This is a genomic window from Streptomyces sp. NPDC058086 (genome assembly GCF_042885015.1).
Classification (GTDB): Bacteria; Actinomycetota; Actinomycetes; order Streptomycetales; family Streptomycetaceae; genus Streptomyces.
In genome coordinates, this window is the sequence record NZ_JBHVST010000102.1 from 20283 (window position 1) to 40659 (window position 20377).

The following is a 20377-nucleotide window of genomic DNA, read 5'->3' on the forward strand; positions in this document are numbered from 1 at the left end:
CGCACGGCGAGCCGAACAGGGGCGGGGAAGACATGTGCACAAGCGGACAATTGGCACGCCTGGCGGGCACGCCTGTGGCCGTGCCTGATCCGCTCTGAGACCTTGAGTCGCTTCGGTCGCTGAGAGGAGAAGAGATGCCCTCTGAACTGGGGAGTTCTCGCAGCGACCCAGCGCCGTGTGCAGCGACCGACGGTACATCGGCCGCTCAAGTTGGGCTGCGGACGGCTCTGTGGTGCGCGGCTCAGGGCTGGCCGGTGCACCAACTGGCACCGGGCCGGAAGACTCCGGCAGCGAGGTGCCGCCGCTGTCAGCAGCGGCGCCACCGGCTCAGCGACTGTCCCTGCATTGCTGCGGGGCGCTGGTGCCACGGTCTCCACGCCGCGACCACCGATGTGATCCGGATCCGTAACTGGTGGACCGCCCAGCCCCGTTTCGGGGTCGGTGTGGTGTGCGGCCCGGCCGGGCTGATAGTGATCGACGTGGACGCACACGCGGCTGCGCTGCCTGCGCGGGATCGGCTACTGCCGGGCGTCAGCGTCCCCGAGTCGGTGTCGCTGGCGGGACTGAGGCAAGGGTTCCACTCGCTGGCGCTGCTGGCGGCGCTACACGGCGCGAAGGGCCCGGCTGCGGACAGCACGACGCTGCGGGTGCGTACACCGTCAGGTGGCTTGCACATCTGGTACGCGACCACTCCCGAGCTGGGGAGGCGGTCTTCGTCCGGCTCCGGCTTGAGGCAGACGCTGGCATGGCAGGTCGATGTCCGCGCACACGGCAGTTACCTCTTCGCTCCCGGCACGAAGACCGCAGCACGCGCTGACCGTGCCGCACGGCGTCCGGCAGCGCTGCCGATGTGGCTTGCGGCGCAGCTGACCCGGACAGGGCACCGGCTCTCGACCGCACCTCCCCGGCAGGCCAGTGTGCCGTGGCGAGGCCGCCAGGTTGTGGGAGACCCACCGTGAGGCGCTCTGCCGGCCCCGATGACGAGGCGCTGTTCGATCCGGCGGAAGTCACACAACAGATCCTGCGCACGCATTCGACCGCCCTGCCCCGCCAGGCCACCGGCGAGCCGTCGAAGCATGCGGCGGGGGCCGCGCCCGAGCACGGCCTGATCCCGGACACCCTCACCGACCGCGGCAACGCCAAACTGTTCGTCTCCCTCTACGGCCGTGACTTCCGGCACGTGCCAGGCCTGGGCTGGTACCGGTGGCGCAGCTACCGGTGGGAGATCGACGACGACGACACCGTGCTGTGGGCGGCCGGGGAACTGGCCGAGTCGCTCGCCGAGGTCGCCGCCGCCGGCCGCCATACCACCACCGCGCTGCGCCGGCACCGCCACAGGGCCCTGTCCACGATCGGGATAAAGGCCATGCTGACGCAGGCCAAAGCAGCCCCCGGCATGATCCTCAACGCCGCCCTGCTGGATGCCGACCCCTATGCGCTGTGCACCCCGGCCGGAGTGGTCGACTTGCACACCGGCACACTGGCATCGCCGGACCCTGAAAGGCACTACCACGCCCGTTCCACCACGGTCGCGCCCCAGCCCATGCCCATCCCGCGCTGGCGGCGGTTTCTGACCGATAGCTTCGGCGAGGACGCTGAGGGTGCGGAAATGATCTCATTCCTGCACGAACTGCTCGGTTACTCCATCACCGGTGACGTCGGCGCGCAGATCATGCCGTTCCTGTACGGGGTGGGAAAGAACGGCAAGAGCGTGCTGCTGGACGTCATGGTCAAGCTCCTCGGTGACTACGCCGACGCGGCTCCGCCCGGATTCCTCATGGCTCGGCCCTTCGAAGGCCACCCCACCGATCTCGCGGAACTTCATGGCCGGCGCATCATCGTCTGTTCCGAACTCAAGCCGGGCGACCGCTTCGACGAGGCGCGGGTCAAGCTGCTCACCGGCGGCGACCGTATCAAGGCGCGTCGCATGCGGCAGGACTTCTTCAGCTTCCACCCCACCCACAAGCTTTGGCTGCTGGGCAACCACTGTCCCGAAGTGGGCTTGGGCGGCTACGCGTTCTGGCGGCGGATGAAGCTCATCCCGTTCGACCGCATCGTCGCGGACGACCGCCAGGTGGACAACCTCGCTGATGTCCTCGTCACCGAGGAAGGGCCCGGCATCCTGAACTGGCTGATCGACGGGGCCCGGCGCTACCTCAGCGGGTCGCGCGACCTCACCGGCCCCAGGCGCGTGCAGACCGCGACGAATGCCTACGTCGAAACCGAGGACCATACCGGCCGCTTCATCAGCGAGTGCTGCACCCTTGGCCCCGCCAAGCGAGCCGAACAAGCCCAACTGTATGCCGCGTACGAGGAGTGGTGCCGCTTGGAGGACGCTACGCCGCTCTCATCCCGTGCCTTCGCCACGCTGGTCCGCGAGTCAGTCGGCATAGCGAGCCCGAAAGAGATGATCCGGTCGAACCAGCGCAGGTTCTATCCCGGTATTGGACTATTGGCTGAGGTCAGAGCAGACGAATGAGCGCCCTCATTGAACCTTCCCAGCTCGCCCACGAGACCGGCCTGGTGTGGCTCGAGGACATCACCGACCTGGAGTACGTCCGCCAGAGCTTGGACCGCCTGCCCACGCGCGGCTGCCTTCCGTCCTATCACCGCGACGGCCGGATGGTCGGCTACGCCGTCCTCGGCCCCACCGCCCGCGCCTCCCGTGCCTCCGGCACGTTCCTGCGCCGCGTCTTCTGGCTTCTGCCCCATGACCGGGACGGGCAGCCCCAGGGCCTGTACGCATCCGGCGCACCCTCCGAGGCCATCGACCCCCGCACCCTTGCTCCCGGCGTCAAGGGCTACAAGACCCAGCGCTCCAAGGGCGGCCCTCCCTCTGATGCCATGCGCGAACTCGGGAAGACCCTCCCCATGATCTGACCGAAGCGGTACAACCCCCAGAACTGACTGACTATCAGAAAGCAACATGACTTCCATCGCGGGCGAGCAGCATGCGAGACGTTCTCGGGGGCCTCCCGACGCGGTGTTCCGTTCTCGGGGACTTTCCAGTCGTCACCCGTGCGCCATCCCGCAGTTTGGGCCTCGGCGTGCACCGAAAGGCTCGGTGGATCCCTCATGCACACCACGTCGTCCTCGATCTCTGCGAAGAAAGACGAGAACCCGTCCGAGGGTGCCTCCTCATACAGCAGCACTTCGCAGCACGCTGCGGTCTCCGGGGTGACAGTCGCGCACAAAAGTCAAGCCTTCATGCAAGCGATCAGTGCGGCCGAGGAAGTTCACCTGCTGCGCTTCGCCACTAGGCTCACCTTGGGTGACGTCCACAGTGCTGAGGACCTTGTCCAGGAGGCATTACTGCGGGCATGGCGGCGTGCGGACATGCTCGTCTCCACTGAAGGATTGGCGCGTCCGTGGCTCTTCACCGTCGTTCGGCGGCTGGCCATCGACGCGCTCCGGGCCCGTCGTGCGCGTCCAGTCGAGGTCTCCCCGTCGGTCCTGGACACCGAGGTGGTGGCCGACCCCGGCGAGGGCACACTCACCACGCACGTACTGAAGCAGGCGATGTGGGAGCTGACCCCGCACCACCGGGAGGTACTGGTTCACCGGTACTACCTCGACCGGAGTGTCGAGGATACAGCGGCAGCATTGGCGCTGCCGATCGGCACGGTGAAGTCCCGCACAAGCCACGCGCTGAACGCCCTGCGCCAAGCCTTGACGTCCCAAGGAGTTCAGGCATACCGGTGAGGAACCCGCAGGTGCTCATTACGTCGACGACGTCCGGTCGTCATCCGGTGGCCCCATACATCTCCGGGCTTCGTCGGCGTCGGCTCGATAGGCCCCCGGCTCGCACCTTCGGGTTCATCTTCATCCAGGAGCTTCGATGGGTGCGGATCCTCTGAAGTGACGGTCGGGATCAAGCAGTGAGGCTGTAGTTCTGCTGGTCGGGGCTGGGGTAGAGGCGTTGATGTTCACGGGCCGCGTGGAAGACCCAGTAGTCCTCGAAGTCGCCGTTCGTGATCAGTGCGCGGAGTTGGAGGACGGCTTCGGCGCCGTCGAGGCCCCAGCGGGCGCCGGTGATGTCGAGGCGGTCGGCGATCAGGTGGCGGCCAGCCGGCTGCGAGGGCGGTGTCGTAGTGGAGCTGATGGGGGTGCCGGCGAGGTAGCGGTGGCAGGTGGTGACTGCCTCGCGGCGGGCGGCAGGGAGCCGTTCGGCTGCAGCCTGGGCAGTCATCTCGGTGGCGGCGCGGTCGGCGTGTCCGGCGAGGATCGCGGTGAGTTTGTCCGCGGCCCACGTCTCGGCCGCACGGCTGCCGGGTGGATGGAAGGCATGCGCTGCCGTCCAGCAATACTCGGCGACGTGGACGAAGTCGAGCAGGACGTTGACGGTGATGCAGCGGCGGGCGGCTTCGGCGTGGATCAGGTCGAGTTGGTGGCGGGCGCCGTCGAGGAGCACGATCCAGTCCCGCAGATGCTGCGGGTCGCGGGCCTCGGCCTGGTCGAAGGCGTCGGCGACGACCTGCTCCGGGGGACGGATCACTGAGGCGGTGCACCATTTGTGCTGCGCTGTCGGGCCCGGCCTCGGCGGCCGGGCCTGGCTGCGGCCGCCGGGCGGATGAACGATGTCGTGCGGCCGGCGTGGGGCGGGAGAGGTGTCGAAGATGCAGGCCACGGTCGCCATGCGTTTGCGGTTGGGTTTCTCCCCCGGAGCCAGGCGTCCGCGCCGTCCGGCCGCCGCGCTCTTGGCCGCGGCCCGGCGGGTGGCTTCGCGCAGGGCTTCGGGGCGCATCACCACGCCTTTGCCGTCGACCTGGATGACCAGCGGCATCTCGCGGGTGCACGGGGTGGGGATCTTCGCCGTGTAGTAGGCGGCGGTGTCGACGGCGGCGGCGACCACCAGCTCTTTGAGGCGGCGCTTGCCCAGCACTCTTCCGCACCGCCGCTCGATCGCGGCCTGGGCCTGGTCGAACGAGCCGCGGACCGCCTCCAGGACCGCGAGCCGGGCAAGGCCGCGGGAGTGGCGGCCGGCGGGCAGCGACAGGTCCGCATCCGCTGGGTGCACGTTGGACACGCCCCGGCCGCGATAGGCGATCCTGGTCACCCGCACCGACCCGAACACGCAGGTCAGCCAGCGGGGATGGTTGCTCTCCCGCCAGGTCCGCGCCCGTCCTTCCGGCCCGCGCACCACCACCTGCCCTCCGCTGATGCGGGCCGCCGCTTCTTCCGTCCTCGCCCGCAGGTCGAGGTGATCCTGCATCAACTGCCGCAGCAGCTCGCGCCCTTGCTGTTCGAGCAGCCCCTCCAGCTCGTCGTGGGCCATACCCCGCGCCGGGGCGCCGGCCAGCGTCGAGACAAGGCGTTCGAAGGCATCACGGGAGGCGACATACCAATCAGGCTCGGATAAGGCGTCGTAGGGTTCCATCTGGGGCTCTTCTTCAGCTCTTCTGCGTTCGTTTGGTTGGCACCTTCGAATCTACGGAGAAGAGCCCCTTGGTCACCGGGAGTTGACCCGGCCGGCGCCCCGCGCATGGCGGGCGAGGGTGGACCGTCCCAGCCCGTCCTCGTCCAGCCAGCCCCGCTCCACCAGACGCTTCAGCTTCCCCCGGGTCCCCTCGATCTTCGCCGTCGTTGCCTCCAGCCCGATCCGCGGCACGATCTGCTTGGCCTGCAGCGGACCCGGAGCATCAGCGACGATCTCCACGATGTCCCGGTACACGTCCGGCAACACCTGAACGACCAGGCCCTCCCGCCACGGCGGCACCGCCATCACCCCGATGCCGTGAGGCGCCGACGCCCCCTCGGGCTCCGGCGCTGTATGCACCTCTGCCTCCGGCGCCGCCTCCGCGGCCGACAACTCAGCCAGCACCTGCGCGACGGTCTCCCGCGTGATCTCCAACCGCGACAGATCCTCCCGGGCCTTCTCCAGCCGGACGGCCAACTCCGCTGCCTCAGCCTGGAGTTCCTCCACCCACTGTCGGGCCGCGGCCTCCCGCGCCTGAAGCTCTTCCGGCAACGAGACCATGGCGCCCCACCTCCACCCTGCCACGGTAGAAGTACGACAGCACCGACCACATGCCAATCAGCGTCTTCCCAGCTCAGCTATCCCTCGAAAGGAACTACACCCAGCTTCGATTGTCCGAGATCTCAAGGGGCCTACGGCGCATGCGTGGCGCCCAGCGCCGCGTAGTGGGTGGTGTCGGTCACCGGGGTGACGGACGGGACCGGCTGAGTGGCCGCAACCTCGAACGCGAACTCCGCCCCGCGCTTGGGCTTGCGCCCGCGTTTGCCCGCCGGCTGCGGCGGGGGCGGGAAGTACAGGACGCGGTCCGAACGCATCCGGCCCAGCAGCTCAACGGGCAGGTCCGCGAGCAGGAAAGCGAGGCGGGTCACGTCATAGCCGGCATCGACGACGACCAGGACGAGCGGGTCACCGATCTGCCACTGGCCTGCCACATACAGCCGCTGGAACACGTCCCGGACCTGGGCGGCGGTGACGGCAATCGCGTCGTCCCACGGACACAGCCGGACCACGTCCAGCATGGCAGTCCACGACGTCCGACCCGGCTCCAGAGCGGCAACGAAGGCGTAGGGCCATCCGGGGATCATCTGGGCCGAGCCCCTGCCCCGACCGTACGTGTGACAGAACAGCCGCTCCGGGCTGGTATTCGCATCCGCCCGCAGTCAGTTGCTGACATCGACCGCCAGGACCAGCCGCCCCTCCGCCGTCCGGGGAAGCGGCAGCCCCGCCAGCGCCCTGCGCAGCCGAGCCAGATCCAGATGCCCGCGGTTCAGCCCGCCGTACAACGCACCATGCCCACGCTGATGCTCAGGCGCCAGGGACAGCTCGACCAACGTCCTCACCGGGCCGTCCGCACACAGCAAGGCGTCACACAGCTCGAACAATGCATCGGGCCTCTGGGTCAGGCAGGCATAGAACTCCGTCCGGAAGCATGACAGTTCGGCAAACGCATCCCGCGGGACATCCCGCTGCGGCAGACTCATTGCTACGGCCTTCGTACTGGTCAAGTGCCTCTGTGACGGAGCACATGATCAGGCGAAGGCCGCCCTCACGTCAGGCACTCAGCCGAAAGCGTCAGCAAGTTCGAGGCCATGTGCGACCGCAGACGATAAACGCCAAGCTTAGAACAGGTCGAATACCCTGAAGAGTCGGAGCACGCCCCTGGCGTGCGCCCGCCGAGCCGCCTTGCGGGCGGAGTTTACGAGTCCGTCGATCACCTCCACCGATTCGCGGTCGGGAGGCTGTTCCGCCCAGCCCAGCCAGCAGTCGTCGGCGATTGGCCGCGTCCCCGGGTGCTCGGGGCGAGGTGCGGACCGCATCCGGAGGCCGGAATCCCCGACGTCATTCTCGGTGCCCACGGATTCGAGGCTCGCGGTCCGCTCTATCCGGTCACTGATTCTCTTGAGCAGCTCGTTCACCTCAGCGCGTTGTCGTCTGGGTCTACAAAGGCGCGGACGACGGAGGACAGGAACTGGCTGACGCCCTCCAGGCCCTGAATAGCGTCCCTGGTTCCCGTGTTGTACTCGTTCCAGTACGGCCCGAACCTGGTCTCCGAGCCGGGCGTGCTATACGCGGCGGCGATAACGCTTGCCATCTTGGTGTCGGCCTCCTGGAGCCCCTGCTGAAGCGTCTCTCTCTGGTTCCGCAGCCAGTTCGCCGCTTCCTCGATGTCCTCTTGGTCGATCTTGATCGGAGCGGCCATTGGGGGTTCCTTCCGCGTTGGGCTCGCGACGCCGTTCACCGTCGTCACACCCCTGACTACGCCGCGGAATAATGACGGGTTCTCTACACCTCTGGAAGAGGCGGTCCAGGGCGCGAAACTGGTCACGGCTGTGTCTCGGATTCATGTACTGAGAACCCGTCAGGAAGCGGATCCGTAGCAGGGGCTGACTGCTTCGGAACGTCCGGAGCGGAACGATCAGCAGCATTCGGGGGTTCTCTCGATGTTCCGTACACGAGCCACAGCGCTGGCCTCTTTCGCGGCGGTGGGTGTTTTTCTGCTTTCCGCTTGCAGCGGAAGTGACGCCACCGACGCGGGCGCATCCGCATCTGCGGCAGGCGAGCTGTCCTTCCAGAACGGCACGGCGCAGCAGAACAATGCGCCTGCGCAGACGGGCGACTTGGCGCCCGACGCGGCACCCGCAGTGGCGGCGAAGAAGCCGGTGGCCCGCAAGTGGGTACAGTTGTCGGCAGGCCGCGCTGGACAACTGGATCCGGTCGTGGTCAATGGGGCCGGCTTCACGCTGTACCGGTTCGACAAGGACACAGCAGACCCGTCGAAGTCCAACTGCAGCGGTGCGTGTGCAACCACTTGGCCGCCGTATCTGGTCGCACGTGGCGGGAAGGTCTTCCTTGACGGGATCGACAAATCGTCTATTGGCTTCATCGAGCGCGACGGTGCCTTCCAGGTTACCGTTGGCGGCTGGCCCGTGTACCTCTTCAACAAGGACACGAAGGCCGGGGACACTAACGGCCAGGGCGTGGGAGGCACCTGGTTCGGCGTCCAGCCGGACGGCGAGAAGGCCGGTGGCGGTCAGTCCGGTGCCGGTGTTGATCCTGATCCCAAGGCTTCGCCCGCGAGCAGCGCGACCTTCTTCCAAAACCCGAACTTCGGAGACCCTTCCCAGGGAGTGGCAGGGCCCGGCTGCAGGAACGTCAGCTTCTCCGGCTCGCTCCGGGCCAGCGGCGGCCTCAAGATCTGGGACGGACCCAACTGCACCGGCAACGCAAAGGTTGTCAATGGGAACGTCCAGGATCTGTCCGCCATCGGATTCGGCAAGGTGAGGTCCGTTCGCTTCTTCGGCTGAAACGCTCGGCGCCTGACACGCGGCTGCTGCTGACGCAGACAAAAGGCGGCCCGGCTCGCGGCGTCGAGCTCGCTCACACACCGCGCACCGGGCGACCCACCTCTTGCAGGCCTCCTCTGCTGGTCGAGGTACGACCTTCAGTGGTTGCCCGAGCCTGATCCGGAGCCCGTTGACCGTCTCCACCTACGCTCCGCTCCACCCAAATCCCGTCTTGGTATGCGGGTGGGGTGGGGCAGGCGGTGTCGGTCGCAGGAGAGAGCGGCGGATGGTCGTAGTACCGCTATCGAGGTCGAGGTAGTTCGCACAGCGTTCCCCGCGAGCCGACGACCGAGGCGACGACCAACGGCCTGCCCCGCCAGTCCTCCACCTGCCCGTCCAGCAGCTGGACCAGCGTGGAACATAAGCCATTCGTAGGTCTGCACTACCGACTTCCATGTCGATGCCGAGGCGGGCGGCGTGCTCGACGAGGTGCTGGCGGTGGCCGCCGTCAACCGAGACCTTGCGGACTGAAGGGTGGGTGGCGGCCAAGCACGCCTCTCACACGTGGGGCACGCCGGTCGCGGGTATCTGTTCACACCAGATCGTCTTGCCCATGGTGGTGTGCCGGGTACCCCACTTCTCAGTGAGCTGGGCGACCAGCAACAGGCCGCGTCCGCCCTCGTCGAATACGCGGGCGTGCCGCAGATGGGGTGCGGTGCTTGATCCGTCGGAGACTTCACAGGTGAGAGTACGGTCGCGGATGAGGCGCAGCTGGATCGGTGGGGCGCCGTACCGGATGGCATTGGTGACCAGTTCGCTCACCACGAGTTCGGTGACGAACTCCTCCTCCGTCAGGCCCCATTCCTTCAGCTGCTGACCTACCCACTTCCGGGCGCGTTGGACCATGCTGGGATCTGGTGGGATGTCGCAGGTGGCGACCTGCCCCGGGGACAGTACGTGAGTGCGAGCGATCAGCAGCGCGACGTCATCGGCGGGCCGTCCGCCCACATGCGCTCCGATAACGGCGTCGCAGAGGGCTTCCAGGTTCTCCATCGGTTGTGCGAGAACGTGGCACAGATCCTTCATCCCGTGATCAATGTCGTGGTGGCGGGACTCGATCAGACCGTCACTGAACAGGGCCAGGGTGCTCCCTTTGGGCAGTTCCAGCTCGGTGGCTTCGAAGGGCAGGTACCCGATGCCGAGGGGTGGTCCGATGGCCCCCGAGACGGGTGTCACGGTGCCACCAGGTGTGACGAGGATGGGCAGCGGATGGCCGGCAGTGGCGCCATCGCGCAGTGGCTGGTGACGGGGTCGTAGACGGCGTACAGGCAGGTCGCTCCCAGGTCTGCGACATTGCTCCGGTCGACGTCGGTGGTGCCCTCCCCCGCACTGTGGGTGATCTGGATGACGAGATCGTCGAGGTGGGTGAGCAGTTCGTCGGGTGGCAGGTCAACGGCGGCCAGGGTACGCACCGCGATGCGCAGTCGGCCCATGGAGGCTGCCGCGTGGATACCGTGTCCGACCACGTCTCCGACCACCAGGGCGACCCGGCTACCGGAGAGGGGAATCACGTCGAACCAGTCGCCGCCAACGCCGGTTTGGCTCGCGGGCAGGTAGCGGGTGGCCACCTCGACGGCGGCCTGCTCGGGCAGGGCCTGCGGCAGCAGGCTGCGTTGCAGGGTGAGTGCGGTGGCCCTTTCCCGTGTGTAGCGGCGCGAGTTGTCGATGGCGATGGCGGCATTGGCAGCCACGTCCGTCGCCAGGACGAGATCGTCGGCAGTGAACGGCTCGGGAATGGCCGCGCGGGAGAACTGCGCGACGCCCAACAGCGCGCCGCGGGCCTGCAGCGGAACAACGATCTGGGAGTGAATCCCTTCCTCTTCCCGGATCTGGGCGCTGATGACGGGCAGGCCGGGCGGCCAGCATGCCCGCTCCGTAGCCAGTTGTGGTCCTGCAGCGTATCTGTGTCGAGGGCCCGTGTCGCTGGCCAGGTGCACCTGGGGCTCCCCGCTGGCAAGGCAGGCCTCCACAGCAGATCCGGGAGCAATGGTCGTGACGTCGGCGGCCTCGAGGGCGGCGCCTGTCGGTCGGGTGCCCGTGACTGGGGCCTGCGCTGCGCGGCGCAGCCGGACCGTCCCCGAGGCGGGAACCGGCGGGGGCTCCTCACCGCTGAAGACGCCGGCGAATAGATCCACAGCGGCAGAGTCGGCGAATCCCGGCACGAGCGCTTCGGCCAGTTCCCGCGCTGTGTCCTCCACGTCCAGGGTGCGGCCGATGGCGCTGGTGCCCTCGCTGAGCAGCAGCAGCCGCTGACGGGCCTCGTACTCGGCTGTTACGTCGACACCCCAGTACGCAATCGCGCACAGGTCTCCGTCGTCGTCCCTGACCGGCCAGAATCTGACGGCCCACGGGTGGGCCTGTTCCTCGGCCTGAAGACGTTCGGTAATGAAGAGGTACGACGGCTCGCCGGTGCGCCGCACCTCGCGCATCCGGGCGTTCAGACTTTCGATCATCGCCCGGGACAGCGGGGCGTCGTCGAGCGGATGGCCGCGCAGCTCGTCCACCTGCTTCAAGTTGCCTGACTCGGCAGTGACGGTGTTGGTCCACAAGCCCAGCAGATCAAGATCGAAGATCACGCAGAGGAAAGGGGCCTGCTCCATCGCACGTCTTACGATCTCCGAGTCCGCCTGGTCCTGACGGGATCCGACCCCCTCAGCCGCGGTCAGGAAGGCGCCCAGCGGACGCCCGCCGCGGTCCTCGCACGGGTGAGCGGTCAACTCGGCATTCACCACCGTGCCGTTCTTGGCATGCACGGTCAGTCGGACGGGGTTGAGCTCCTTGCCGAGAACCCAGCCGAGTGCCCGTGAGAAACCCACGCCGAACAGCTCGTCCGCCGAACGACTGACAGCCTCGTCAGCGGTCCATCCCAGCAGGCTCTGGGCGCCCTGGCTCCAGCCCGCAACAGTGCCACTCGGGGTGATGAGAACTGTGGCGGTGGCCCCGCTCGCATTCACGGAGTCAGTCTAGTGCTGGGTTCCTCTTTCTCTGGGTATATGTCCTGGTGGCGGGGTAGTTGACGGTGCTCGGGGGCGGGTGCTGGACGATGGTTTTACGGGCGCGACCGGGGCGTGACGAGGACGAACGGGCCGTCGTTCGCCCATTGTCGCGGGCGCGGAAGGCTCCGCGGGATGCAGTGATGCGATCCCGGATGATCGAGCTGAGCTGGTCGGGGCTCCGGGTGCCGGCGATCGCCGTGGAACTGGACTGCAGCCAGAAAACGGTCCGGTGCTGGCTGCACCGCTTCAACCGCTCAGGCCTGCAAGGGCTGGATGACCTGGGCGGGCAGGGCCGCAAGCGACGGATCACCGAGGAGGAACGCTCGAGGATCATCGCCCTGGTCAAGACCGTGCCGCCGGGGCGGCTGAGGTGGGAGCCCGTCGGGGAGCTGTGGGCCTTCGACGAGTCCGGGCCACCCGAGTGGACTCTGGATTCTCTGGCCGCGGCAGCGCGGGCCGAGGGGATCGAGGTGGGTCGCTCGCAGGTCCGCCGCATCCTGCTCGCCGACGGCGTGCGCTGGCGCCGCACCCGGTCCTGGACGCGATCGAAGGACCCGGACTTCGTCCCAAAAGGACACGGACCATCGGCCTCTACACCCACCCGCCCGACGACGCGACGGTGATCTGCGCCGACGAGCTGGGGCCAGTGATCCCGCGCACCTTGGGGTGCTGGTAAGAACCGTGTCACCAGCCGCAAACGGCGGTGATCTTGGGAGGGTGTCACCCGTGTGGGTGAGTCCTGGGCTGTACGGCTGCGGTGGGTGAGGCTCTGCGGGGACGATCGTCGGTCGTGGCTCGTACTCCGTTGGACCTGGATGAACTCGTCGAGCACTGGACGCTGTTGAAGGACGAGCAGGCGCTTGTGTCCGGCAAGCGTGGTGCGACGAGACTGGGCTTCGCCGTGCTGCTGAAGTTCTATACGCAGTACGGCAGGTTTCCCCGGAACCGGGCAGAGTTGCCCGGTGAGGCGGTGGAGTTCGTCGCCCGGCAGGTGCAGGTTCCTTCCTCGGAGCTGGGTTTCTACGACTGGACGGGCCGTACGGTCGAGTACCACCGTGCGCAGGTCCGGGAGCACCTTGGCTTCCGTGAGTGCAGCGTTGCGGACGCGGAGAAGCTGACGGCGTATCTGGCTGAGCACGTCGCGCGCAAGGAGCGCAGGCCCGAGCAGGTGCGGGTGGAACTGCTGGTGCGCTGTCGCGCGGAGAGTATTGAGCCGCCCACGTCAGGCCGGTGCGACCGGATCGTGGCGGCTGCCCTGCGGGCGGCCGAGGAGTCGCTGACGGCCTTGATCTCCTCCCGGATGACGGTGGAGAGCATCGAGCGGATCGTGGCTCTGGTGGCTGGCGCCGATCAGGATGACGCCGGACCCGCGGGCGGCGGTACGGAGGGCGAGGACGCGCCGCCGGTACTGGCGAAGGTCAAGGAAGCGCCGGGCAACGTGAGCCTGGAGACGATGCTCACCGAGATCGACAAGCTCCTGGCGGTGCGGGCGATCGGCCTGCCACCGGATCTGTTCGTCGACGTCGCGCCGAAGGTCGTGGCTGGCTGGAGGGCGCGGGCCGCGGTGGAATCGCCTTCCCACCTGCGGACGCACCCGGTACCGCTGCGGGTGACCTTGCTGGCCGCCTTGCTGCACGAGCGGGAGCGGGAGATCACCGACACGCTGGTGGAGCTGCTGATCTCCACGGTGCACCGGATCGGTGCGCGGGCGGAGAAGAAGGTCACCGAGCAGCTGATCAACGCGTTCAAGAAGGTGTCGGGCAAGGAGAACATCCTGTTCAAGCTCGCGGAGGCGTCGCTCGGCGCCCCGGAGGGGACGGTCCGCCAGGTCGTGTTCCCGGCGGTGTCCGGGGGCGAAGCGACGCTGCGGGAGCTGGTACACGAGTTCAAGACCCGCGGTCCGGTCTACCGGCGGACGGTGCAGACCACATTGAAGGCGTCGTACACCAACCACTACCGGCGCGGGCTGATCAAGCTGCTGGACGTGCTGGAGTTCCGTTCCTCCAACCACGCGCACCGGCCGGTGATCGAGGCCCTGGCGCTGGTGGCCCGGTATGCGAACGCAGGGAACACGACGTACTACCCGCTGGGCGAGACGGTGCCGGTCCACAAGGCGATGGGCGGGGACTGGGCGGAGGTCGTGCACCGCACCGACAAGCGGGGCCGGCGCCGGGTGGTGCGCATGGTCTACGAGGTCGTCGCCTTCCAGGCCCTGCGCGATCAGCTCAAGTGCAAGGAAATCTGGGTGGTCGGCGCCGACAAGTGGCGCAACCCGGACGAGGACCTGCCGCAGGACTTCGAGGCGCGGCGGGTAGAGAACTACCAGGAGCTGCGCAAGCCGCTGGATGCCGCGGTGTTCGTCGACGAGCTGCGCGAGCAGATGACGGCCGAGCTGACCCTGCTCAACGACAAGATGCCCAAGCTGTCCTGGCTGGACATCGCCGAGCGCAAGTCCGGGGCGATCCGGCTCACGGCGGCCGAGGCCCAGCCCGAGCCGCGCAACCTGCGCAGGATCAAGGCCGAGGTACAGAGGCGATGGGGCATCGTGCCGCTCGTCGACATGCTCAAGGAAGCCGTGCTGCGCACCGGATGCCTGGACGCGGTCACCTCCGTCTCCGGCGGCGGCAGCCTCTCGCCGGAGGTACTGGCCGAACGGCTGCTGCTGGTCATCTACGCGTACGGCACGAACACCGGGATCAAGGCCGTGGCGTCCGGCGGCCACGGCCACACCGAGGACGAGCTGCGCTACGTACGCCGCCGCTACCTGTCCGTGGAGGCCGCTCGCGCCATCGCCATCCAGATCGCGAACGCCACCTTCGCCGCCCGCAGCACCGAGTTGTGGGGCCAGGGCTCGACCGCGGTCGCCTCCGACTCCACCCACGTCCGTGCCTACGACCAGAACCTCTTCACGGAGTGGCACTCGCGCTACGGAGGCCGCGGGGTGCTCATCTACTGGCACGTGGAGAAGAAGTCGCTGGCCATCCACTCCCAGCTGATCAACTGCACCGCGTCAGAGGTCGCCGCGATGATCGAGGGCGCGATGCGGCACGGCACCACCATGGACGTCGAGGCCAACTACACGGACTCGCATGGCCAGTCGGAAATCGGGTTTGGCATCACTAGGCTGCTGAACTTCGACCTGCTGCCGCGTATCAAGCGGATCAACAAAGTGAAGCTGTACCGGCCGGTGGCCGGCGAGCCGGACGCCTACCCGCAGCTGGCCCCGGCGCTGACCCGCCCGATCCGCTGGGAGCTCATCGCCCAGCAGTACGACCAGATGATCAAGTACGCGACCGCGATCCGGACCCGTACCGCGTCCACCGAGGCGATCCTGCGCCGCTTCACCCGCAACGCCTCCCACCCCACCTACGCAGCGATGCTGGAGGTTGGCCGGGCGCAGAAGACCATCTTCGTCGCCCGCTACCTGCGGCTTCGGGACCTTCAGCGGGAGGTCGAGGAGGGCCTGAACGTGATGGAGTCCTCCAACGGCGCGAACTCCGTGATTGCCTACGGCAAGGGCGGGGAGATCGCCTCGAACCGGCGCGACGAGCAGGAGATGTTCGTCCTCTGTCTCAGAATCTTGCAGTCGGCCCTGGTCTTCGTGAACACCCTGATGCTCCAGGACATCCTCGGCGAACCAGAGTGGGCCGACCTCCTCACGCCCGCCGACCGGCGCGGCCTGACCCCGCTCTTCTGGTCCCACGTCCGCCCGTACGGCGAGGTGAACCTCGACATGGGCGCACGCCTGAACCTGCCCGTACCCGCCGTGCCGGGCCCTCGCCTGCCGACGGACCGTGCCGCGCGATCCGCGACGGACAACGAATAAAACCTTTCCGCACGGCGCGAGTTCACGCTGGGCGCCTCAGCCGCCTCTTAACTATGAAGAGTCCGCGTCCAGGGGGCTCCTTAGTGGAGGGTGCGCGGATGGATCCGCTTGTCACTTCGGCGCTCATGGCCGCTTCAGGCCTGGGAGTGCAGATGACCGCTGCTGTGAACCAGTACCTGCGGCTACGGTGGCGGGAACGTCAGGAGCATGCGCGCCGGCAGACCCTGGAAGCTCTCGCCCGGTCCCTGCCGAGGGGGAGCCGGCTGGAAGAGGTCTCCAGTGACGGCAGCACGCTGCGTCTGACGATCCCGCAGCAACCCGACCGGCCAGGGGAACACAGGTGAGCGACCAGGAGCCGCTGGAGGCAGACGCCTCCACGCGTTTACCTCCAGCGGTACCGCCCCGCTCAGACGGATCGCAGGAGCCCGCTTGCGCCACGGGAGCGGCACAGGCCGAGTTCCCCGCGTTCTACCGGCGGTTCCTGCCCACGCTGGTCGCCTTCCTGATGTGGCAGGGCGCCCCCGGCGACCGCGCGACCGACCTGGCTCAGGAAACAATGATCAAGGCTTATAACAAGTGGCACGACATCCGGTCCCCGCAAGCATGGACACGCAGGGTCGCTTCCCGGGAACTGGTGCGCTATTTCAGCCGGGTCGAGGAGGAGCCGGTCGACCAGGTACCCGACACGGCGGCCTCGCTGCTGCCGCGCCCGGATGAGCTGGCCGAATGGGAATGCAAGCACGAACTCCTGAACCTGCTGAAGCTTCTACCTCCGCGTCAGCGTCAGGTCCTGGCCTGGAGCATGACGGGTTACACCCCGTCCCAGATCGCCGAGGAGCTGGGGCTGACTCCCGAAACCGTGCGCGGGAATCTGAGAAAGGTCCGCCTCAGTGTCGCCTCGCACATGAAGGCCTGGGAGGAGGACCAGTGACCAACACGCCCGCATCCGTGCCCGAGGACGAAGCGGTCGACCAGTGGCTCGCCGCACAGCAAAAGGACCTCGTTGACGGCCTCGCTCCCTTCCTGGACGTGGAGGCGGGCCTGCGCGAGGTGGAGATCTACGCACGCCACAACGACCTGGTCCACGGCCTTGGACAGGTACTGAACGTGGAGGCAGGTCTGGCTGCGATCCTGCCGCCCGCTTTCCACGCTGACAGCGCGACCAGCAACGACCGGGACACCGCTCGGCAACGGCTCGACCAAGCGATCAAAGCTCTTCCCCCCAAGACACGGCTGACCCTGCGTAAGCATCCCTCCGTCATGATCAGCATCTTCGGAGGTCTCCTGGCACGCGCCGTAGAGCTCACCGCCGACCTCGCCTGCGACCGCGATGTCGCCCGCGACCTCGCCCGTGACCTCGACCTCGCCCGTGACCTCGCCCGCGACCTCGACCGCGCCCGCGACCTCGCCCGCAACCTCGACAACGACCGCGAGCTCCACCTCTACCTTGACCGTGCCCGTGACTACGCCCGCAACCTCGACAACGACCGCGAGCTCCACCTCTACCTTGACCGCGACAGCTACCTCGCCCGCGGCCTCGACCGCGACAGCGCCCTTGACCTCGCCCGCGACCGCGCCCGTGTCCTCGCCCTCGCAGTCCCCCTCAACCTCGACCATGCCCTCGACCTCGCCCTCGCCCGCGACCGCGACCTCGCCCTCTACCTCGGCCGCGAGGGCGCCCTCGCCCGCTTCCGCGACCTCGCCCTTGGCCGCGCCCGCGACCTCGCCCGCTTCTGCGACCGCGCCCTCGACGTCGACCTCGCTCGCGCCCTCGACCTCGCCCGCGGCCTCGCCCTCGACCTCGCTAACTGCCTGGATCAGGCAGTGGGCCGCGGCCTGGGGTTGGAGGGAGCGGAGGGACTCTCTGGAGCGCTGCTGGACGGTGTTCTGGATGATTTCACCCAGACTGACCTGCGCGGTCTCGACCTAGCCGGCATCGACCTGGTAGGCGTGCGCTGGTCATTGGCCACTCGGTGGCCGCAAGAGATCGACCGCGAATGGCTCAGGAACAGGTCGGAGGAGGTTCCTCCGGGCTCAGGCATCTTCGCGGTGCGACCAGGTCCCGGCACAGCAGTACAGGGCAAGTCCATCGTTCCGTCGCGGTAAATGCCGGATTTACTGCGGCGGCCCCTCTACCGTGATCACCGCGACCTGCGGCCGATTCGTCCGACCGCCGGGGCGAGGTGTACGCATTTACTGCGGCAGTACCGGAAGGGTGGGGCGGCGTGACGATCGAACCGGTGACCGAACTCGGGAGCGGGGGCGCACTTCGGTTGCCGCGCGCTCGGGTCGTACCTCTGTCCGCCCCGCCCGCGTCGTACACCACGGCGGTTGAGCGCTACCTCACCGGCGCGGGCATCGCGAAGTCCTCCGCCCGGATCTACCGGATCTCCCTCACAACATGGGGATGGATGCTCACCGGCGAACCGGCGCCGACCGGACCCGCCCGCCGAGGCGCGAAGCCACCCGTCTTCCCCGTCGCCGCGATCGACGACCCGGCACTGCCGGAGGTCTTGGCCGAGCTGGCGGCGGCGCGGGCGGACGAGATGGACGCCGACACCGTCAACCGGGAGCTGTCCATCGCGCGCAAGGCGATCGGCTGGTGGCAGCGCCAGGGCTGGATCGAAGGCGATCCCACGATCGGCATCGAGCGGCGGCCGGCACCGCCCGACCGCACCAAGGCCCTCGCCGAGAACCAGATCGCCGCCCTGTGGCGCCTCGACGTCGCCCTGCGGGAGAAGACGCAGTGGAAGATGCTCTACGAGTCCGCCGCACGGGCCGACGAGGTGCTGTGCCTCAACGTGGAAGACCTGTACCCGCAGGACAAGCGCGGCAGGATCACCGCCAAGGGCGGGGCGACCGAGTGGATTCACTGGCAGTCCGGCACCGCCCAGCTACTGCCCCGCCTCATCGCCCGCCGTACCCGCGGCCCGCTGTTCCTCACCGACCGCAAGGCCCCGGCCGGAACACCGACGCTCGACGTGTGCCCGGAGACCGGCCGGGCCCGGCTCTCCTACCGCCGCGCTGAGGAGATCTTCGAGGAGAACACCCGCTGCTGGCCAACCCCCCTCGCCTCACCCGAGGACATCGAGGACCTGGACGGCTGGACGCTCCACCGGCTCCGCCACAGTGCCCTGACACACGACGCTGAGGACGGCACCTCCACCCCGATGCTGCTGGCCCGCTCCCGCCACGCCTCCGTCCGCTCCCTGGAGCGATACGCCCGCCCCGGCGTCGACTCGGTCGCCCGGCACGTCGCCGAACGCGACCCCGCCGCACGTCGCAGGACGTGACCTCCGCCGTTTGCGGCTGGTGACAGCATTCTTACCGGCACCCCACCTTCCCGCCCGCACCCACCTGGTCACCCGATGGGCACCGGATCAAAGCGGAACTCGACTACAGCCGCGGACCGGAGAAAACCTGGGTATACGGGGCCTTACGCGTCCGGGACGGCCAGCAGATCACCATGGCCGCTTCCTCCCGCAACAGCGTCTTCTACCAGCAGTTCCTGCAACAGATCGAAGACGCCAACCCGACCGGCGAGCTCTGGATCGTCACCGCCAACCTGTCCAGTCACAACAGCCTGTCCACCCGGACCTGGCTCGAAGACCATCCCCGCATCCACCACGCGTTCATCCCCGTCGGCGCGTGCTGGCTCAACCTGCAGGAAGGCTGGTGGCGCATCTTCCGCAAAGCCGCCCTCGCCGGCCGGTCATTCGCCAACCGCGACGACATCGAGCACGCCACCACCCTTGCAACCAGCCAGCTCAACTCCCGTGCAAACCCCTGGGTCTGGGGCAGACCCGCGCCGCCAACCCGCCGACTACGGCGCCGATATGTGTACACCGTTTGAGGAACCCAGCACTAAGGACTCCGTTAAGTTGCCCTGGCTCTTGGGTTCTGGCTGGTGGTGGACGTTCTGGGCAGGGGACGGTGGCAGGTGGTGCAGGTGCCGGTCCAGCAGTTCAGCAGGTCTTGGATGGCGTCGAGGATCTGGTAGAGGGTGAGTCCGCTGTATCGGCTTTTGGGGCCAGGCGCTGTTCGGTGAGGAACGCGTGAGCGGCGGTGACCAGGGTGACGTGGTGATGCCACCCGGCCCAGGAACGTCCCTCGAAGTGGTCCAGGCCGAGGCCGTGCTTGAGTTCCCGGTAGTCGTGCTCGATGCGCCAGCGGATCTTGGCCAGGCGGACCAGTTCGGCCAGCGGGGTGTCCGCGGGCAGACTTGTGAGCCAGTAGTCGGTGGGTTGTTGGGCGTCTTCGGGCCATTCGACCAGCAGCGTCACTTCGGGCAGGACACCGTCCCAGTGGCCGTGTTCGGCGGTGGCGGCGGCCTGGGCCAGACGGCGGGCCCTGACCCCGGCCGGCCGCACCCGCAGTGCCACAAAGCGCGAGCGCATCGGCCCGCGGGAGCCTTCCCGCCAGGTGACCTCGGCGAACGCCTGCCGTCCGTGGCCGGCGGCCAAAACGGCCACCGAGGACGGCCTGTGCCGGTAGCGGGGCCCGGCGAGCCTGCAGCCGGGGGCCTGCCAACGCGAGTACCCCGGCCGCATGCGCGTGCGCGTCAGGACTTCAGGGGCAGGTGGTCGTCGGGCCGGCCCTGACCCCAGTCGGGATAGGGGTCCGGTACTGCGCTGACCGCATCCAGGTCCGCCAGGTCCTCCTGGGTGAGGACCAGGTCGACGGCGGCGAGGTTCTCGGTGAGCTGGTCGGGACGCTTCGCGCCGACGATCACGCT

At 68.1% G+C, this 20377-nt stretch carries 16 protein-coding genes and 5 pseudogenes; 11 read left to right on the plus strand and 10 right to left on the minus strand.

Annotation, left to right across the window (positions count from 1 at the left end; genetic code table 11):
• Positions 1-134: 134 nt before the first annotated feature.
• The 4 genes from ACFVWD_RS45980 to ACFVWD_RS45995 all read left to right on the plus strand — a co-directional run bounded on the left by ACFVWD_RS45980 (position 135) and on the right by ACFVWD_RS45995 (position 3702).
• Positions 135-959, plus strand: a complete 825-nt coding sequence (locus ACFVWD_RS45980; protein ID WP_389604191.1) for a bifunctional DNA primase/polymerase — start codon at positions 135-137, stop codon at positions 957-959.
• Positions 956-2479, plus strand: a complete 1524-nt coding sequence (locus ACFVWD_RS45985) for a phage/plasmid primase, P4 family (protein ID WP_389604193.1) — start codon at positions 956-958, stop codon at positions 2477-2479. Before ACFVWD_RS45980 ends, ACFVWD_RS45985 begins: the two co-directional genes overlap by 4 nt.
• Positions 2476-2880 (plus strand): DUF6009 family protein, encoded by a 405-nt coding sequence (locus ACFVWD_RS45990; RefSeq protein ID WP_389604195.1) that lies wholly within the window; start codon positions 2476-2478, stop codon positions 2878-2880. The genes ACFVWD_RS45985 and ACFVWD_RS45990 overlap by 4 nt, the downstream gene beginning before the upstream one ends.
• A 195-nt stretch (positions 2881-3075) precedes the next feature.
• The gene (locus ACFVWD_RS45995; RefSeq protein WP_389604196.1) at positions 3076-3702 is read left to right on the plus strand and encodes a sigma-70 family RNA polymerase sigma factor; all 627 of its coding nucleotides are present in this window, start codon (positions 3076-3078) and stop codon (positions 3700-3702) included.
• Between the two features lie 169 nt (positions 3703-3871).
• Here ACFVWD_RS45995 and ACFVWD_RS46000 read toward each other — a convergent pair.
• From ACFVWD_RS46000 to ACFVWD_RS46020, 5 genes and pseudogenes are all read right to left on the minus strand, one after another.
• Positions 3872-5377 (minus strand): annotated as a pseudogene (locus ACFVWD_RS46000) (ISKra4 family transposase).
• A 72-nt stretch (positions 5378-5449) separates the two neighbouring features.
• On the minus strand, positions 5450-5977 hold the full coding sequence (locus tag ACFVWD_RS46005; RefSeq protein ID WP_389604198.1) for a hypothetical protein: 528 nt from the start codon (positions 5975-5977) through the stop codon (positions 5450-5452).
• Between the two features lie 161 nt (positions 5978-6138).
• Positions 6139-6957 (minus strand): annotated as a pseudogene (locus tag ACFVWD_RS46010) (transposase); the annotation flags it as partial.
• A gap of 138 nt (positions 6958-7095) precedes the next feature.
• Positions 7096-7392 (minus strand): hypothetical protein, encoded by a 297-nt coding sequence (locus ACFVWD_RS46015; protein WP_389604199.1) that lies wholly within the window; start codon positions 7390-7392, stop codon positions 7096-7098.
• On the minus strand, positions 7389-7676 hold the full coding sequence (locus tag ACFVWD_RS46020) for a WXG100 family type VII secretion target (RefSeq protein WP_389604201.1): 288 nt from the start codon (positions 7674-7676) through the stop codon (positions 7389-7391). Before ACFVWD_RS46020 ends, ACFVWD_RS46015 begins: the two co-directional genes overlap by 4 nt.
• A 241-nt stretch (positions 7677-7917) precedes the next feature.
• Here ACFVWD_RS46020 and ACFVWD_RS46025 point away from each other — a divergent pair, with 241 nt between their 5' ends.
• Positions 7918-8781 (plus strand): hypothetical protein, encoded by an 864-nt coding sequence (locus tag ACFVWD_RS46025; protein WP_389604202.1) that lies wholly within the window; start codon positions 7918-7920, stop codon positions 8779-8781.
• Positions 8782-9207: 426 nt separating this feature from the next.
• Here the strand turns inward: ACFVWD_RS46025 and ACFVWD_RS46030 are convergent.
• The 3 genes and pseudogenes from ACFVWD_RS46030 to ACFVWD_RS46040 form a co-directional block, all read right to left on the minus strand.
• A pseudogene (locus ACFVWD_RS46030) lies at positions 9208-9309 on the minus strand (IS5/IS1182 family transposase); the annotation flags it as partial.
• 9 nt (positions 9310-9318) lie between these two features.
• The gene (locus ACFVWD_RS46035; RefSeq protein WP_389604204.1) at positions 9319-9996 is read right to left on the minus strand and encodes a SpoIIE family protein phosphatase; all 678 of its coding nucleotides are present in this window, start codon (positions 9994-9996) and stop codon (positions 9319-9321) included.
• A complete protein-coding gene (locus ACFVWD_RS46040; RefSeq protein ID WP_389604206.1) occupies positions 9993-11774 on the minus strand; it encodes a SpoIIE family protein phosphatase in 1782 nt (593 codons plus the stop codon). Before ACFVWD_RS46040 ends, ACFVWD_RS46035 begins: the two co-directional genes overlap by 4 nt.
• A 182-nt stretch (positions 11775-11956) precedes the next feature.
• Between ACFVWD_RS46040 and ACFVWD_RS46045 the strand changes: the two genes are divergently transcribed.
• From ACFVWD_RS46045 to ACFVWD_RS46070, 6 genes and pseudogenes are all read left to right on the plus strand, one after another.
• Entirely contained in the window at positions 11957-12439 is a 483-nt protein-coding gene (locus ACFVWD_RS46045; RefSeq protein WP_389604208.1) for a transposase, read from the plus strand.
• Positions 12440-12606: 167 nt separating this feature from the next.
• Positions 12607-15642 (plus strand): Tn3 family transposase, encoded by a 3036-nt coding sequence (locus ACFVWD_RS46050; protein WP_389604209.1) that lies wholly within the window; start codon positions 12607-12609, stop codon positions 15640-15642.
• Between the two features lie 340 nt (positions 15643-15982).
• A complete protein-coding gene (locus tag ACFVWD_RS46055; protein ID WP_389604211.1) occupies positions 15983-16573 on the plus strand; it encodes an RNA polymerase sigma factor in 591 nt (196 codons plus the stop codon).
• Positions 16570-17748 (plus strand): hypothetical protein, encoded by a 1179-nt coding sequence (locus ACFVWD_RS46060; RefSeq protein WP_389604212.1) that lies wholly within the window; start codon positions 16570-16572, stop codon positions 17746-17748. Before ACFVWD_RS46055 ends, ACFVWD_RS46060 begins: the two co-directional genes overlap by 4 nt.
• 119 nt (positions 17749-17867) lie before the next feature.
• A complete protein-coding gene (locus tag ACFVWD_RS46065; protein WP_389604214.1) occupies positions 17868-18935 on the plus strand; it encodes a tyrosine-type recombinase/integrase in 1068 nt (355 codons plus the stop codon).
• Between the two features lie 65 nt (positions 18936-19000).
• Positions 19001-19495 (plus strand): annotated as a pseudogene (locus ACFVWD_RS46070) (transposase); the annotation flags it as partial.
• A gap of 112 nt (positions 19496-19607) precedes the next feature.
• Here the strand turns inward: ACFVWD_RS46070 and ACFVWD_RS46075 are convergent.
• Positions 19608-20153, minus strand: a pseudogene (locus tag ACFVWD_RS46075) (transposase); the annotation flags it as partial.
• Between the two features lie 50 nt (positions 20154-20203).
• Positions 20204-20374 (minus strand): hypothetical protein, encoded by a 171-nt coding sequence (locus ACFVWD_RS46080; protein ID WP_389604217.1) that lies wholly within the window; start codon positions 20372-20374, stop codon positions 20204-20206.
• Between the last annotated feature and the right edge of the window lie 3 nt (positions 20375-20377).

Excerpts from the sequence above, each read along its gene's own strand:
- ACFVWD_RS46045 (WP_389604208.1), top strand. The coding sequence starts at position 11,957 with ATGCGATCCCGGATGATCGAGCTGAGCTGGTCGGGGCTCCGGGTGCCG.
- ACFVWD_RS45980 (WP_389604191.1), top strand. The coding sequence starts at position 135 with ATGCCCTCTGAACTGGGGAGTTCTCGCAGCGACCCAGCGCCGTGTGCA.
- ACFVWD_RS46025 (WP_389604202.1), top strand. The coding sequence starts at position 7,918 with ATGTTCCGTACACGAGCCACAGCGCTGGCCTCTTTCGCGGCGGTGGGT.
- ACFVWD_RS45990 (WP_389604195.1), top strand. The coding sequence starts at position 2,476 with ATGAGCGCCCTCATTGAACCTTCCCAGCTCGCCCACGAGACCGGCCTG.
- ACFVWD_RS46005 (WP_389604198.1), bottom strand. The coding sequence starts at position 5,977 with ATGGTCTCGTTGCCGGAAGAGCTTCAGGCGCGGGAGGCCGCGGCCCGA.
- ACFVWD_RS45995 (WP_389604196.1), top strand. The coding sequence starts at position 3,076 with ATGCACACCACGTCGTCCTCGATCTCTGCGAAGAAAGACGAGAACCCG.
- ACFVWD_RS46020 (WP_389604201.1), bottom strand. The coding sequence starts at position 7,676 with ATGGCCGCTCCGATCAAGATCGACCAAGAGGACATCGAGGAAGCGGCG.